At 57.9% G+C, this 16371-nt stretch carries 10 protein-coding genes; 3 read left to right on the plus strand and 7 right to left on the minus strand.

Annotation, left to right across the window (positions count from 1 at the left end):
- From EAV90_RS14155 to EAV90_RS14170, 4 genes are all read right to left on the minus strand, one after another.
- Positions 1-213, minus strand: a 213-nt coding sequence (locus EAV90_RS14155; RefSeq protein WP_164936931.1) for a transposase, incomplete at its 3' end; no start/stop codon positions are given.
- Positions 214-268: 55 nt separating this feature from the next.
- The gene (locus EAV90_RS14160; RefSeq protein ID WP_129143690.1) at positions 269-898 is read right to left on the minus strand and encodes a hypothetical protein; all 630 of its coding nucleotides are present in this window, start codon (positions 896-898) and stop codon (positions 269-271) included.
- Between the two features lie 396 nt (positions 899-1294).
- Entirely contained in the window at positions 1295-1486 is a 192-nt protein-coding gene (locus EAV90_RS14165; protein ID WP_129143691.1) for a hypothetical protein, read from the minus strand.
- Positions 1487-1861: 375 nt separating this feature from the next.
- Positions 1862-2674, minus strand: a complete 813-nt coding sequence (locus EAV90_RS14170; RefSeq protein ID WP_129143692.1) for a hypothetical protein — start codon at positions 2672-2674, stop codon at positions 1862-1864.
- Between the two features lie 1496 nt (positions 2675-4170).
- On the opposite strand from EAV90_RS14170, the gene EAV90_RS14175 reads away from it, so the two are divergent.
- On the plus strand, positions 4171-5289 hold the full coding sequence (locus tag EAV90_RS14175; protein ID WP_129143693.1) for a hypothetical protein: 1119 nt from the start codon (positions 4171-4173) through the stop codon (positions 5287-5289).
- Positions 5290-6584: 1295 nt separating this feature from the next.
- Complete coding sequence (locus EAV90_RS14185) at positions 6585-7136, plus strand: MarR family transcriptional regulator (protein ID WP_129143694.1); 552 nt, start codon at positions 6585-6587, stop codon at positions 7134-7136.
- A gap of 1410 nt (positions 7137-8546) precedes the next feature.
- Here EAV90_RS14185 and EAV90_RS14190 read toward each other — a convergent pair.
- From EAV90_RS14190 to EAV90_RS14200, 3 genes are all read right to left on the minus strand, one after another.
- Positions 8547-10670 (minus strand): prolyl oligopeptidase family serine peptidase, encoded by a 2124-nt coding sequence (locus tag EAV90_RS14190; RefSeq protein WP_129143695.1) that lies wholly within the window; start codon positions 10668-10670, stop codon positions 8547-8549.
- Positions 10671-11254: 584 nt separating this feature from the next.
- Positions 11255-11431: a hypothetical protein gene (locus EAV90_RS14195; protein WP_245509511.1), complete on the minus strand. Its 177-nt coding sequence runs from the start codon at positions 11429-11431 to the stop codon at positions 11255-11257.
- A 972-nt stretch (positions 11432-12403) separates the two neighbouring features.
- Positions 12404-12979 carry a hypothetical protein gene (locus EAV90_RS14200; protein WP_129143697.1) on the minus strand — a complete coding sequence of 192 codons (576 nt, stop codon included), beginning with the start codon at positions 12977-12979 and terminating at the stop codon, positions 12404-12406.
- A gap of 1631 nt (positions 12980-14610) precedes the next feature.
- Between EAV90_RS14200 and EAV90_RS14205 the strand changes: the two genes are divergently transcribed.
- Complete coding sequence (locus tag EAV90_RS14205; RefSeq protein WP_164936932.1) at positions 14611-15927, plus strand: MFS transporter; 1317 nt, start codon at positions 14611-14613, stop codon at positions 15925-15927.
- The last annotated feature ends 444 nt before the right edge of the window (positions 15928-16371 follow it).

The following is a 16371-nucleotide window of genomic DNA, read 5'->3' on the forward strand; positions in this document are numbered from 1 at the left end:
ATCGTGCCGCCGCGCCACCGCGGACACGCTCGCCCCCGGCGCAAAACTCTCCGCAACAATCGCCGCCTTCGCGTCGGTCGACCAGCGCCGACGCCGGCCCGTCCCCGTGATGATCTCGATGCGCTGCAGCGTGTCGGCGCCGTCTTCAAGGATAGACGTATGCCTATCCTTATCGCTATTCTTACGACTATCCTTACGACTATCCTTGGACATTGTGACCCCGCGACAAACCATTCCGCGAGATATTCTTAGCCGACCAGATCAGCCCTCAGTGCGTGGTCCCTGGATGACGCTCACGTTTCTCCTCGGCAGGGCCGATTACCGCCCAGTACGAGACGATCGTGCAGTGCCCATTCTTGCCGTGGCCCCACCCAGTAAGGTTTCCAATGAAGATGTCGTCGTTATCCGTTTCGAGCCGCTGCCCAACAAATGCGCCCATCCCTAGCTTGTCAGTACTCGAAATGTACGTGAACATTAAAAGATCTCCGGAACGGGAGCCCTTCACTTTGAAGTTGCGGGGATTCCCTTTTCTGTTGGTACGCTCGGCAACGTCTCGATCCTGGATCATCCTTCCAGAGGCCAGAACGTGCCGGGGCACTAGGAATTCGTATTGATCAGCAGGACCATCAGAAGGATCAGTGTAGATGTACAGCGCCTGCTCAAGACTCATCAGCCGTATGAGCCAAGGGATGACGTTTTGCTCGAAGGGGTCACGAATAAAGCCGACGACGACAGCTGCCACGACAAAACCTAGCGCTGCTTTCAGGCCCTGACGCGCCAGATCAGGCGCCAGCGGCCGCACCGCGTCGCGAGCCCGCTTCCAATAGCTTTTTGCGAGCAGAAATCTCGGAGGTAATACAAGCTCTTTGCCAGCTCGTGCCTTGCGCGACTTACCCATGCTCCCACCCCAAAGAACTTCTCGGGCGCAAAACGCCCGAGAAGCCTTTTGCATCCTTAACCGCCGCAGAGCGTCGAGTTTGCCCTGACGATGACCGGTGCCGACGGACGAGAGCTGCGCATCAGATCCTCCATGCGAGCAGTAGAGTTGCTCGCTCTCATCATGTTGGAAGGCGAAAGAAGCGGTTCAAGAGAGTCGATAAAAAAACAGAGCTTTCCATCTAAGTGCCAGATATTATTTGCTTCCCACCACGTACCGCATCGCAAACAGCTACTATAGTCTTATGCTTTCCGCGACATTACAGGCGCGCCCTACGCCATCTGCCATTCGAAAAGACCGAATCTCGGGCAACTCGAGTTGGAGAATTTCAGGCGTTTCGCCACGACCTCCGCGCTCCTACCAGTCCAAAAATACAACAACCGTCTGACAAAGAGCCGAAGCACCAGCTGCACTAGCAGCCAAGGCATTGAAGGTGCTCTGCAGGTTATAAGCAGCTCCCAGCGCGTTGAGCTTTTCAGCCTCTTCCCTCATCCCAATCGTCCCTTTGACTCCGGCAAACTTGTTTCCTGAATTCACCTTCGCAGACAAGAACCACAAACCGGCGGCCAGGATCGCTAGAGCGGCTCGCCAAATTGAAGAAGTGCTTCGCAGTCAATCTTTCCCCCGTATGTTTGCTAGCCGCGGGGCCATCTAACGGCAGCGCACCTTCGCATAAATTGTGCAGCCCTGCGTCCCGTCGCAGAACAAAACCTCTTTCCATCCGGAGGGGTCACAGTCTCCCTCCCAGCATTTATGGTCCGGAGGAAGGGTGCTGCAATCCCGGTGCGGGCCCTCGCGCAGGATACCGGCGATGGCTCTCGCCCTCATTATTGCTTGCGCCTCTTCAGGCGTCTTCCGCTCCGTTGCGTAACCCAGCTGATGCGCTTCCTCGACCGTCTGCGGAATCCTTACGGCGTCTGCCATTTACGGCCCTCCTTTGCGAATGGCTGCCGCGGCGGCTTGTCCGATCAGTGCGGCGTTGTGGATTGCGGCGGCTTCGGCGGCGGCGTCCCCAGGCGGCGCGATGGTGATGGTCACATCGTGAGTACGTGTGCGCGTAGCGTTCAAGAATGGAGAGTCCGGGTTGGCCGTAAACTCCACCAGCTTCCACGTTGGCGTAACCGAACTACCATAAACAACCACGAAGGTCACCTCGTAGCTGAATGCGCTGTAAGGACCAATGATTGTTCCTGGCACGGTCGATAAGAAGATCTTCTTATCCAGGAACTGGCCAATCTTGAGATCTCCCTCGATCAGTAACTCTCCTGCCTTCTCGCACGGATTTACAACCGGCCGAGCTGAGCGCAGCTCCCTGAGCGGGTAAGTGAAGGAGATCGTTTCTATTCTTGTCGCTTCTGAAGAGGCATTCCCTCCAGCGCCGAGCGTGAATGACCTCGTATCGGAAAGAGTTCGCACCCACGACAGGCCTGGGTTCGCGCTGCCCTTCTCATCAACAGTCAACTTTAGAGTAACTGTTGCCAGCCAGTCTTTGATCCAATCAGCCTTGTTGCCGCTCCGTTGACCCGCCCCATAGTATTTCCGGATCGCATCATCCACTCCCTTGTGCAGCTCGCACTTGATGTGGTTGATGCTACGATTCTCTGTAATTTTCTGGGTTTCAGGAGGCTCGTGCCACTCCTGCATCTTCGGGACGTAAGCCCCGCAGCCCCCGACGAAAAGGACAATAGCTGCCGCGCAAAGCAGAAGCCCACAATCCGCATGATGAAAACCGCTCAACGAAAACTAAACCACTGCATGTCGACACACTCTCGGCTTGGTCGCAACGGCTCCCGATCGGACCGAATCAGAGAATCTTCAGTTGTGCTTTCGCTAACCTTGGGTCACCTCTCAGCTTGCACTTGCGACGCCGCCAAAACGCGAAATCGCATCTGCCGGTAAGACAGAGGATCAGGCGATCCTTTTATCGTGGCCTGCAGCCAACCAGCATCCCTCGCACAATCTGAGAAGCCACAGCCTGATCGCGCCTTGAGTCCGATTTGATCACCGGCGTACGGTGCGAAACGTTAGGCGGTTGACCTTCCTGGCCAGCAACGCAAATCGCAGTATGTCGGAGCGGTACAGCACGATGGAGCGCTTGCCCGGAAGCCTCAGGATTTCCGTGGGTCGAGCAGCCATCAGCTTCGCCGGCGCTTCGGCGTCAAGCCGCTCATGCCAGGTGCCGGTTCGCACCATGTCCGAGCGGATTGAATTTGTCCGAGCAGCGGGGTTTCAGGGTGTCGAGCGCACGCACCCTACCCATCTTCTGTCGCTGGCGCTCCGTGAAATTTTTCGCCCTTGATGTCCGTGCAGACGACCGAGCCCTTGTAGGACAGAGGTTGGATATAACCATGCCTGTTCCTTTGCCTGCGCCCATCGGCCCGAAGACAGGGACCATGCCGTCCTTGGTTGAACCGCAAAAAAGAACGGCCGATCCGGCCGACTATTGGTCCATTCTCCCTCCGTACGCCGAATAGAACATTTCCCAGTTGTTGGCTGTGCCGAGAGCACGGGCGCGGCTTCCGCTGCCTAACACCACAATAATGATTTTGCCAAAGAACAATCCCGCATGCACAAGCAGGAGAAGGGTCAGCAGGGTTTTGCGGAGGCACCACCACATGCCTCAGCTTGACCGTGACAGAATGATGTTGGCCAGCCCTGAAGACCAATGCGGAAGCCATTTCCGCTTCCAGCCTGATCGTAGCGTCCCAACGGTCCGGTTTGGTATTACGTGGGATACCCGTCGCAAGGGGACTTGGCATTGGCACCGATGGCCCCGCTTACAAGAACACGTCGGCGCTCATTTGGGTCTGCATTGCGGATCGGTGTGCGCAGCAAGGGCAATCTCATCCGGAACGCAATAAGTGGTGCCATCGTAGAAAGAGACAATCTTGACCAAATGCTCTGACGCCACGGCTTTTTGAATCTATGGCTTCCATATCCATCGCAGTGTCGTGGTCGTCCGATTTGAAAAGATAGCCGTACCGGTCCATCTTAACCTGAACTGCTATGCCGGCAAAAGGTCTGAACTGGTGTTGGCTTAGGTCGCCCACGATCCAGCCGGCGCCCGCGAAGGCCGCAAGGCGTGCTAATTGAAGCGCAATCCGGCATCTTGCCGCGTTTCTCGAGCAAGTGTGGAGATCGGGCAGGCCCACCGAATTCTCTGAGTGCGTCAGCTTGTCGACAGCTGGTCCTAATAGAGCGAGAAGAGAGCGACACATCGAAGCGAGAGGGACATGGACCCATTTAACAGCATCAACCCATTCGACCCAGAGTTCTCTGCTTACAACGCCGCGATGCCGCAAGCGCAACAGCAGCAAGCGGAGTTTGAGCCGTACTTGGATGAAGTGCCTAAGCTTGGTACCTCTGCCGTCGCAGAGGATCCGGTTTCTCCTGATCCCTACTATCCTCATCTGTCTGAAGAAGGCCTTAGGCTCGCCGAGGCCTTCGGACTTGAGCACCCGAGGGCCGACGGTTCTCATTCCGAACACGCGGTCACCGGACGCGAGGACGCCGCTGCCCTAATGGACGAGGACTACACCGGCCAGTTGAGGCCTACGAAGAGGCAGAGGACAGTAAGCCAGACGGAAGGCGATGCCATTGAGCGCCAGCCCCGCGACCCTAGCAATTCAGCCGCTCGCGAGCTGATTGAAGACGCCGGCACACCGTTTCAGGCCAGCGGGCCGTTGATCCTTCCTGCGGAAGAGTACGGTCAGGATATGCTGTGGGCGATGCTGGGAAACGCCGGCTCATCGTCGTCTCTCGAGGCAACCGCCCCTCATGACCTCGCCTTGGATTCAGAAGCGGCCGTTCGTTCCGTCAACTCGCGGCAGGACGACCAGCGCACGTCAGCTGCGCATGAGGGTAGCAGCGTCCCGCCGAGCCAGGACAGCCCACCGGCTCCTTTCATAGTTCATAACGATCGCTTCACGGCGCTGTTCGTACCCGCTGCGGCAATGAGGGGCGGCTCTCCACTCAATCTATCAGGCGCAACCATTCATTTCGGATCTCGACCGGAAAGCGTTTCGCAGCCGAGCGCACAGCCGGCGAATCGGCTCTCGCCAGCACTGCTTGCGCAGACGGTGGAGCAAGCCGCTCCGGCGTCCGCCAGAGCTGAGACGACGCCGCTCGCGGCCCGCGAGATTTACGCCGCATCATTCGCCGTTCCTGAGGGCTTTTCGCACGGGACCCAAGCCGCCTCAATCACAATGATCTCAAAGCTCGCCCGCTGGGGCCTCTTGCCGGACGCAGCGGAGCCGATGAAGCAATACGACATTCGCGGCGAGCGTTACACGGCTCTCTTGGGGCCGGGCGGACCGAACGACGTTCGGCTCATCCACCATCCACAGATGTAGACACTAGAGACAGTCGCTACGTGAGCGGCCAGTCCAGATAGCTCAGGTAGCGGATTCGTTGATGGACGGTAGCTTGCTTCAGCGACACTTGCGAGCTTAGTGAGGTTCTGTGCGGTGCGGATGAGCGCAGCCGGCCCCAATGAACTTGCGGGCGCCATCGCTTAGCGGCTCCTTGTTGAGCCGAACAGCGATGGCCCCTTTTGTTTGCGAAGAGGGGGATCACGTTGCGGGCTGCTTGCGACGAGGTGATAGTGCAGAAAAATCGGAGGTGACTGCCGACCCCCTCAGGGGGCCGTCGTCGCTATAATGTGTGTCTTTCTGGCGAGGCACAGGAAGGAATGGCTTTGACGCATTCGGCCGATGATCTTACCGCGAGAAAGCCCAGCGCCGCGCTGAGAGTCTACAGGACACGACCGCTCGCCTCTTTGATCGGCGCGGATCTTTACCCGGAATCCCACCGACCTGCAGCCCCTTTCCAGCATCACCACGATCGCGGTGCCGCGGAAGGCGATCCGGAGCATGCAGCCGAAACGAATCGCGAGGAACTCCAAATTGTGGTGAAGGCGCGGATCCCCTACCAGTTCGTACAGGAGATTTCGCAGCTCACGTCAGTTAGCTTTCTGGGTGTTGGTTACTTTGGGAGATTTCTTCGGTGTTGATTTTGAAACCATTTTGAAGCCAGACCAGTTTGGCGGTGTTGGACTTTTCTCCGCGACTTGTTTGCCTAAAGGCGCGTTATTTCACAGCCCGTGACGTACAGCCTGGGTGAAGAACTTACTTGCGATTACTTGTCTTTCGATTCAGGGTGTGACTTATCGTGGAATAAGGAGCCATTGGCGACCTCCGGCCCTGCTTTCGAAGCAGCGTGGAGCCGGCTCCGACAGGTCGATCCTGCGCTGTACGCGTTGTTCTAGTGATTCAGTGAGCAGCTCTCGACACCCTAAAAATTCTCGCCGTCCAATCGCGCGGCGGAGTAGTGTGGCTTTTGGAGCGGACGCGCGATGTTCAGGGCGTTACACGCTGTAATCGGGTACAAAAGCAGTTCATGAAGCCAGAATTCTGCATATGGAAGTGGTTTTTTGAGTGATTTCACCGGGATGAGTGTGTGAAGCTGCTTTGCACCTAGGCAGCTTCGGCACCGGACGTGTCTGCAAAGAGGGTTGGCACGGAAGCGAGTTGGTGGGATTGCTTATTGACCCGAGATTCGACGCTTCGAACTCGGCGCATATGTTGTCCCCGGCAACTGCGCTCTGCTCGCCCGGAATAGTTTTAAGATAGAGGCGCCCTGAAATCTGATGCCGTCCAAGCTGCCAGGATTGAAAAGACGGCTCGAGAAGAGCCCTGTCGCGAGTCAGGATGTACTTAGGCGATTCACGTGGGAGATCAGAGCCATTAACCTGTGTCTGGACGACCTTCGCTATTTCCAGGCCCATGCGCTGGGCATTGCTGCACCACAAATGATGATCTTGATGGCGCTGATCGACTTGGAACAGGACGACGGAGTTCCGGTCAACGTGGTTGCAAAGTTGATGAAAGTTGAGTCGGCCTTCATTACGAGGCATTCGAAACAGCTTGAGGATAAGCGATTTGTGCGACGTAAGCGCTGCGCGAGCGATGCACGAATTGTCAATCTGTCGCTAACCGACAGCGCTCGCAGACAACTTGCGAGCATCGCAGCGCAGCAGGAAGAACTCGATGAGTTTGTTTTTGGTTATCCCGACATTACGAACTTTGCAAAGCTGGCTAGTTGCCTTAGCGGAGTCAGGCAACGGCTGGAAAAGGCTCGCCTGCACGCCGCGTTGAAGATGCAAGAACCTTCAAGAGAGCAGCAGCTGCGGGACGCCTAGCCGGTCAACAACTTGAGCCCAGGAACCTACTCGCCGCGGCGATCACAACGAGCACAACCCATCCTGGATCGGAAGCTTGGATTTACTCCGCCGCCCTGCAACACAGCTCAAGCCGGAGCCAAGTGATCAAATTCGGTGCTCCAAGCTATAGCTGTACGCATGCTGAAGGAGCCATGCGCCGACAGAAGCTGGAACGCAGCGATTTACGTCGACTCTAGCAATCGTTTCTGCATCTGCTTCCGTGAGACGATGATAAGCGATAACTCTGCGGCATTTGGCCAATCCTTTGCTCGGAGGCGCGGTATTCTACGAGCGCCGTCTGAGAGCGCTATGGGCTAACCGACCTTCGCCATAGTACCTGCGAAGCTTGTCGAGATGGCCACCGCGATCAGTTGGAGCGAGATGTAAAACAGTGCGGGCGCGGCTCGGTGCTAACCGGACCCGGGGGCTGAAACCAGGCCAACTAGTCCCTACCACATCCGCACTGCCGTTGAGACTAGCGGGAAGGTGACTCGGCGCTGATCGATCTGGAGCAATAGCGCTGTCCCTGCCACATCCCGTTAACCCCAAAGGGCTCTGTATCTGTAATAGCTTACCGCAAGCTGACTGGCCTTTTGCGTGGGCTATCAATACCCGCTCAATGTGCCACGCAAATCCTGCAACCACTCAGACATGCTCTCAGTCTGTCAGCCGTTACGACTTCAGGAATCACCCGGACGGCTCAGGTTGGCGATCAGTGAGACATTGTCGATTGGCGGACCATACCATCCTAGATTCTCCGCCCCAGTTAGAGGGTAGGTCTCGCTGTGCCATCAGATTGCGAATTCGGTGCTTTGCGCCCGCCCGTCGCTCTGCCGCGCATATTTGTACGGCCATGTCATCGCGATCCGTATATCGGTCGACTGTCGAAGTGCGTTTGTGGAATTTAGCAAGCCTCAATCTGGGAGTACTGCGGATTAACGAAAAGCGAGCCAGATAATGACTTTACTGTTAAATTGAAGGGTCTGTGATGCGACGGAGAATACAGCATCGCACGAGTGAGCTACATAACGCCAGTCAGCGATAGATGGAAAGCAGCGCGGATGCGACTTGGCGCCTGCATCGGGGGACTTGATGAGAAAGGCGCTATCCCTATCCGCATCCGCACTGCCAATGAAGCCACGGGATCGAGAGGCTAACGCATCGGCTTTGCTCTCGGGGCTCTTCACACCAAATGCCTCGTGGGTATTAACGAGAAATCGGCCTTGAGTGATCTACCCGGACTGATAAGCGAGACTGAGGGCGTAGCTGATCGCTCGTATTCATCCCCAACATAGTCTGCGCAGAATGAGCAAAGACGGGCTTGCTGACACCGCTGCCGAAAACTTCGTCCGCCAAGCTCATCATTGAAGTAGATCTTAGTCCTCGACATCACTCATCGACAAGCCGCCGGGATGCATAAGTATATTCCAAAGAAATCCGGCGTGCCTGTTCAATGAGGTTGGCGGCGGCGCTATGCCCCCCGTCGATATTCTCATAGTAGAGGTACGGTTGGCCCAACGCAGCGAGCTTCGCCGCCGCCTTGCGGCCATGCGCTGGATGCACGCGGTCGTCCTTGGTGGACGTGAGAATGAAGGGGGCCGGGTAGGTCTTGCCTGGCACCAACCTCTGATAGGGCGAGTAGGCCTCGAGCCACTTGCGCTGTTCGGGAATGGTGGGATCGCCATACTCGCCGATCCAGGAGGCTCCGGCGCCCAGCTTAGTGAACCGAATCATGTCGAACAGCGGAACTTGTAAGATGGCCGCATTGAAGAGCTCGGGTCGTTGGGTGATTGCTGCCCCTACCAGGAGGCCTCCTTGGCTACCGCCGACTACGCCCAGTCGGCGGGGAGAAGTAATTTTGCGCCGGATCAAGTCCTCCGCGACAGCGATAAAATCATCCCATGTGCGCTGCTTCGTTGCTCCTTGAGCAGTCTGGTGCCATTGCGGCCCGAACTCACCCCCGCCGCGCAGGTTCGCGACAACATACGCGTTGCCCTGCTCGAGCCAGAGTCGTCCGGTGAGGCCCACGTAAGAGGGGATGAGCGGAGTCTGAAAGCCACCATAACCATAGAGAAGCGTTGGAGTTGATCCGTCAAACCTTGCACTCTTGGGTCGTAGCAGAAAGTAAGGAATGCGGGTGCCATCGCGCGAGATTGCCTCGAACTGTTCGACGACAAGTCTGGAGGCGTCGAACCTCGGAGGTGTCGCTTTCAGTGCCTCAAGGCGTTCGGTTGCCGCGTCGAAGTACCAGAGCATCGTCGGGCTAAGAAAGCTGGAGACGGTGAACATCGCCTCGTCCGTTTCATGCGATGCTGCAGCCAGACCGACGCTCGCATTCTCTGGAAGCGGGATCGGCGTGGCCCGCCAGGCGCCCTGATGGTACTTGTAGACGAACGCCTTACCCTGAACATTGTCGAGAATCGTTAGGATTAACAGGTTTCTTGTGGCGGTGAATCCGCTGAGCGCTTGTCGAGGCCCAGGCTTGAAAACGAGCGAGGGTCTGGCGCGCAGCGGATCCTGCTTCCATTCGGCCAGGTCATACGAGATGATCGAGCCAGCTGAGAAGGGGGTCTCTCCGGATGGTGGCATCCAGTCTTCGTTGAGTGTGACCAGCAGGCGACCACTGGCGATGGCCCCGATGGTCGCCTTCTTTGGCAGATTGAGCTTAGTCGGCTTGGCCCCAAAGAGAACATACTCATGTTCGAACGAACTGATGCCGCGCACCGCGCCGGTCGCATGGACCCTGCCTTCACTGTCGCGCAGCACGAATGGACTGGCCCCGACATCGGTCGGCTCGCCACGGAAGACCTCGCGCGCTTCCGCGAGCGACTGACCGCGCTTGAGCTCCTTCACGACGAAAGGGTAACCGGCTTGCGTCATGGTCCCTTCGCCCCAATCTCGTGCAATTAGGACCGTGTCGCTGTTTACCCAAGTGACCTGCTGTTTTCCCTCGGGAAGTTCGAAGCCGTTCGTCACGAAGGTTTTAGCGACCGCGTCGAACTCGCGGACGAACACAGCATCCTTTCCGCCCTCGGACAGCTTGAGCAAGCATAGGCGCTCTTCGGGCGGAAGGCAGCTCACCCCTTTGAGGACCCAGTTTTTCTTGTCCGCGTCGGCGAGAGCATCCACGTCGAGGATGGTCTCCCATCGAGGGCTTTGGGTTCGATAGCTTTCAAGGGTCGTACGCCGCAACACGCCGCGCACCTGGTTCTCGTCCTGCCAGAAATTGTCGAGACCGCGCCGTCCCAATGAGACGTACGGAATTCGGTCCTTAGCCTGAAGAACGTGGAGCGCTTCTCCGTAGAAGCGCTGGTAACGTGGGTCGGATTGGAGCGCACTGAGTGTCTTGCCGTTCTCGGTGTGAGCCCAAGCCGATGCGCGCAGCCCTTCGATTTCCTCAAGCCAAAGAAATGGATCCTCAGCGCCGGTTCCACTCGCTAGCGCATGGGACAGTCCCGCGGCCATCAAACAGCTCATCGATAGTGACGCTGCGAGAACAAACGAATTCTTCATGGGAGTTGTCCTGAAGGTTAGCCAGCCGGAGCCCGGCGTGTTGCCAGGTGAGTGGAAGCATTCGGAAGATGCATACTCCGCTTCGAAGAGCGGGCATGCGGGAAATGCGTCCGCTGGCTCTACGTGGTGCAAGCAGCGTGCCGCTTGAGAATTGGAGGTTCTCCAGTCGTTTCCAACCCATGTAAGTGTCGGCTTTTGGACGTCAGTCTCAAACCTGACAACCAGTTCTTTGCAAGAGCGGCATGTTGCGCAGCGGCCGCCTTGCTCGCAGTACGTACATCCTCGATGATCGCTTGCGCAACCGTTCGGCCACTCACAACTCCACTATGGGCAGCATCATCCGTCGACAGTTTCGACTTTAAGTGTGAAGTGCGAGCACAAGTGCGATCTTCGCGGCTTGCTGATCGCGTTGGCCGGCACCATCAGTGCACCGAGCAGACCCCGGTACTCAATGTGATTTGCGGCCTTTTGCCCAGGAGAGACTTGAAACGATTGCCGTTGCGCAACGCTCTTGTCCGCCAGCCAAACCCGTAACCCGCGGCAGGTTGGGTGGCCGAGCCAGCATGGGCTCGATGCTACTATTCCTAGATTCCGCAGCGGGATCTCTCCTGAGCAACCGTGACGGCGGCCAGCCCCAACATCACGTCGCGGGTGACTCCGAAATGGAGACGATAGAGCCACCAGATTGCGCAGCACCGGTCGAGATCGTACATGGCGAGCGCGCGCCTTATTGCCACGACCATCCGCGCCATCGGCTTCATTCCTCGCCTCATCTCGAAAACTCGACGTCGCCGGGCCAGCGTTCTCCATTTCGTGCTTTGATGGGCGAAGGTTCGCGGTGCGCGTGAACCGGGAATGCAATGTAGTCAAGCTTAATGTTCGTCATGCGCTCTTTTCGCGTTTCGAAGCTGGCTCCGCACGCCTATGTGCATGCGATCTACCGTGACCTACAATTGGCGGTACAGCTTCCAAATCCCCAGATCTGGTAGGGCCAATTGGTAGGACTCTCATCAGATAAATACGTTGGCGCAATCCAACTGCTACGCAAAGCGACTACGTCACTGGCGAGGGTCGGTTGCGGCACGCGACCTTTGCTGCCACCTCCTTGAGAACAGCTCCGCGCCGCCAAGACTACGTAGGCTCGCACCGGCAAAGACTCCGCCGCTTCCGAGTGCCCTCCACCGCCACCGGCTTCGCTGCCCGATTTGCGCGAAGTCAGCCGGCCGAGCGCTAGTTTGGCGCCAAGCGCTGTCTGAGCGCGCTGGCAAGTCTCCGCCTCGCTGAACAACGCCTCGAACATTGGCCCGCCGCAGCACACCATCGTGCAGCGCTTGTTGGGACCGCTCAGAGGGAAAGCAGCCGAGATGACCACCCCGCACACGGCAAGGCAGGGCACTGGCAGCGTGTAATTGGCATTCGGCGAGGTCCTCCAGTCCTCCGATCCTGCATGCTATGGTGCAGCCTCGGACTGGCCGACAGCCGGAAGCTACATCGGTCCTCAGGTGAGGCAATACCGGAAGCAATATTGCAGCCCGGATGACGGTGCGCCCCCCCAGACGAAGTGGTCAGGACGAGCGTGCATCATGGGTCCCGCCAGCGGGTCCGATCATGCGTACCCACCGGCGGGCGCGAGCAATCCACTGATAAGCGGTCAATGCTTATCTAGGTAACGAGCCGCAAAGTGACCATAGGGTTTCGGTCCGGCGCGATCACTTCACCATCGGGGTTGCGTCTCATACCCGCGTAAGCTTAACGAACCCTCCTTCGGCCAATTCGGCTTTGTAGCCCCGTCCGTTAAGCTGGATTGTTGTGGGATTATTAGCGGTCGGCATAAACCCTTCTTCGCGCAGCTTGTCCATCAGGGCCGGTGTGGCCCATTGCTCTGCTAGCGGCATTCTGAAGCGCCAGCTCTCCGTGAAAAAAGCTCCGAAATCCGGTACCCCCGCCCGGCCGGGCCTAACCACTTGGTCTTCCGCAGGGTTATGAACAAGACGAACGCGATTGGATTCATCCAATCCAGCCGTGTAGCGATGCCCCTGGATTTCGTAGGTCATTGTCGGCTGGTCCGAGTCCGGCAAGAGACCATGGTGGAACAACCTCTCGACCATGAAGTCAGGCGCGATTTGCGAACCGTGTGAGAATCTCTCGGGAGCGGCAAACGAGACGTCGACCGCTTCCTCTGGTGCGGCAGGTGATGATGGTCCCGCTTCATTCATGATCTGATCGAAGAAATCACGATCTTCTTGTGTCCACACGTGCGCGGTTGGCGATTCTGGTGAACGGGCATTGTTGAGCGGGTTCGGATCCATAAAGCTCTCCTTCCTTTTATGAGAACAAAGGCCTCTTGAAGATCTCCCCGCGAGTGAGCTGAAGTTGGTCATTTGCGGCTTCGTCATCGAGAGGCCAAGCTTGAATCTTAAAGAGGTTGGCTTTCGAGAAGCTGACAAGGGTCGAAGAGGGGAGCCAAACCCCGCATCTGCTACGTCTGATGCGATCATCTCTGAGCGACTCTCGTTCCGCCTGACCTCCCACTCGGCGCGCAGGTCTGCGTCATGCATCGCATTCACCTGGCGCTAAAGCGCGTTATGAGGCCCAGCCGATGCGGACCGCGCAGATCAAGCCTTGCACTGAACGCGTGCATTTCGATTCTGCTCGCAACCAGTCGTTCTGGCTCACACTTCGAGCCCATGCACTGGCGGCTAACCGTAGCCGCGCCAGCTCGAAACCAGACGAGAGCGCGACCTACGTGAGGATCCGGCAACCGCGGAGCGAACTGCTCACCTGATTGGATGAAGAGCGAAATCGCTCAAGCCCAAAGCAGCCGAGACGATCATGCAGGTACGGCGGTGCCGGCGGTCCGGGACTGGCGGACGGCACTGCGCGTAATGGCTCTGCGCGACCGCCCCAGTGCCTCTGATCCTTCGCGTCATGATGCAGGATTGCCGGCCGGAGCTACATCGCTCGAGCGGAACGCTACATCCTCAGGTGAGCCAATGCGAGCGGCCAACTTTGTCCTGGCTGCTATTGACGCTCTGCTTCCTGCAGATAACGCTCGTCTCAGGGCGCGCTGAGAGGGAACGAACATTTCAGCGGCGACCTCGACACCACGCGCACGAATACGACGATTCTCCTCATCCAGGATGAATGAATTCTCTTCCAACGGTCCGTTGGCGAAGAAACGTAAGCCGCTTCGTGCTCGCCTGTCCGGGCATACAAGCGCTAGCTCCTACGTGTGGCGGCAGTGATTAGCGTTCAAAGCTCCCCAAGTGGTAGACAAGATGTACGATCCTGAAACTTTGGTGGGGGTCACCGACTACTTGAGATCGCCATCGTCGGGGTGGGGGGCGAATAAGCCCTCGTGTCCTCGCGCCGGCTATAGCCGAGATACATGTCGGGGCCGCCGGGTCCTGTCGCCGGATACGAGCGGCCCCTGGGCAGACGAGTCGCTCGATCGCAGGCAACCCGGCCGCGCCGTAGGTAAAGCACCGATAGGTGGCAATCTTGCACGCGCGCGAGAACCCCCGCAGGCGCGCTGAGCGGCGGCAAGCGCGCTGATGATGAAGGTCCAAGCCCATCTGCTTAGGGAGCGGAGGCAACCTGCCGAGGCGAAATGGCTCGAGTCGTCGCCAGCCGTGTGCGATGCCGGTCAATTTTGTCGCACACTCGCCACAGTAGCGCAAATGCCTGCAGCCGCCCGACGAATGCAGCAGGTTCGCATATTTGCCTTGCCGGCCAGGCCAGCGATCAACTCAAAGGCTAAATCGTGGCGGAGACGCAGGCATTTTTGTTGCAGACATTACGGTGAGCTTCGTCGTGACACGCTTCAGCCTACATCTTGCATGGCGAAATGACCGTGGGGGACGGGAGCGGCAGTGCGATGCAAGTGCTATCTGCCTGGCCGCACTTTTGGGTCAGCGATCGGCTTCAGACTGGGTCGAGGATGTCGGAGCAATCTACTCGAGAGCGGCTGCAGCCGGTCCTCGATCCTACAGAGGAAAGGTTGACGAGCCGCGCCGTCTTGGGCGCAACCATCGGCAATATTCTCGAATTCTACGATTTCGGGACCTACAGCTTTTTCGCGATACAGATCGGCCAAGCGTTCTTTCCGGCAACCGACCCGTTCGCTAGTCTCATGCTGTCACTCGCGACCTTCGGCGCAGGTTTTGTGACCAGACCGATCGGCGCCATCGTACTCGGCTCGTATTCGGATCGGGCCGGCCGACGGCCCGCGATGACCGCCAGCTTTACCATGATGAGTGCCGCGGTCCTGTTGTTAGCTATCACACCATCGTATGAGACAGTAGGACTTGCCGCTCCGTCACTGGTCGTCTTCGCACGCCTGCTGCAAGGATTTGCTCTCGGAGGTGAAGTGGGTCCGACGACCGCCTACTTGATGGAATCAGCCCCCGCTGACACCCGCGGTCTCGCTGTCTCCTTTCAGCCCGCGAGCCAACAGATAGCTGCGACGGCCGGAGCGTTGGTTGGAGAAATACTCTCGCTCACCATGACAAGCGAAGCGCTCAATGCGTACGGATGGAGGATCGCGCTGTTGCTCGGCGCCGCTACGTTGCCGGTTGGATTTTGGTTGCGGAGCGTCTTACCCGAAACGTTGCACCGGGCCGAGGCGCATGTTCTGGTCACCCAGCCTGCAGGCCAATCGCGTGCCGATCGCCGCATCATGAGCTTGGGATTTGTCATCTTGGCCAGCTGCACGATTACAACCTATGTGATGGGATATATGTCCACTTACGCGATGAATACCCTCCATCTTTCCGCGCCTCTCGCCTTTGGTGCCACGCTCAGCAGCAATGCGGTCGGAATCGCTGCAGCACTTGTGGGCGGCCTGCTCGCCGACCGCGCAGGCCGTCGGCGCATCATGATATGGCCGCAGGTCACGGCATTGCTGATGACCTATCCGGTATTCTTGTGGATCGCAGAGAGCCGCAGTGCTCTAGCACTTCTAGGAGGTCTTGGCGCCCTCACGCTGATCGGAACCATTCCGTATAGCGCTTTCTACGTGAGCATGGCCGAAGGCTTAGCCAGGAATATTCGTGGTGGCGCCTTCGCGACGATCTATGCGTTGGCGATAGCGATTTTCGGGGGCACAGCTCAACCGATCGTCACCTGGCTGATCCACCTTACCGGGAGCGCACTCGTGCCCGCCTGGTACATGCTTTTCGCCGGCGCGGCCGGGCTTCTTGCCATGCTCATGATGCCGGAGACGGCGCCACTCACGCGAAACCATAGACGAACGTAGTGCCACGATCCGTGCCCCGGACATAGCCGAACAAGTTAAGACGGGTTTTACGTAGATCCGAAATGATAGAAAGATCGAACAAAGACGTGATGGCGTAGCATGAAATATTCATCTTGAGAACTTGACCAGTTTTAGATCGAGCAGGGGGCCCGCATCGAAACACAGCGTCTGCGACTTTCCTGCTCCACCTTCGTCGATCCGGCAATTGCGCGATGGCCGCAATCACCGATTGGCTGAACGTGAACGATCACTTTGATCATCTCGAGAACAGATGACGCCGCCAGCACCATCTGTCTTTAGCCGTACGGCATGAGGGCGCGGCCGCCGTCGAAGCAAGCGGCCGCACGAGGCTCAATCCTCATTCTCTGCTTGGCTTGTTCTCCGTTCTCAGTGCCGTACGCACGAGGGATCGGTCAAACAAAAAAACAGGTCGCAGATACCATC

The sequence above is a fragment of the Bradyrhizobium vignae genome (assembly GCF_004114425.1).
Lineage (GTDB): Bacteria > Pseudomonadota > Alphaproteobacteria > Rhizobiales > Xanthobacteraceae > Bradyrhizobium > Bradyrhizobium vignae.

Excerpts from the sequence above, each read along its gene's own strand:
- EAV90_RS14160 (WP_129143690.1), bottom strand. The coding sequence starts at position 898 with ATGGGTAAGTCGCGCAAGGCACGAGCTGGCAAAGAGCTTGTATTACCT.
- EAV90_RS14175 (WP_129143693.1), top strand. The coding sequence starts at position 4,171 with ATGGACCCATTTAACAGCATCAACCCATTCGACCCAGAGTTCTCTGCT.
- EAV90_RS14185 (WP_129143694.1), top strand. The coding sequence starts at position 6,585 with ATGCCGTCCAAGCTGCCAGGATTGAAAAGACGGCTCGAGAAGAGCCCT.
- EAV90_RS14190 (WP_129143695.1), bottom strand. The coding sequence starts at position 10,670 with ATGAAGAATTCGTTTGTTCTCGCAGCGTCACTATCGATGAGCTGTTTG.
- EAV90_RS14195 (WP_245509511.1), bottom strand. The coding sequence starts at position 11,431 with ATGAAGCCGATGGCGCGGATGGTCGTGGCAATAAGGCGCGCGCTCGCC.
- EAV90_RS14200 (WP_129143697.1), bottom strand. The coding sequence starts at position 12,979 with ATGGATCCGAACCCGCTCAACAATGCCCGTTCACCAGAATCGCCAACC.
- EAV90_RS14205 (WP_164936932.1), top strand. The coding sequence starts at position 14,611 with ATGTCGGAGCAATCTACTCGAGAGCGGCTGCAGCCGGTCCTCGATCCT.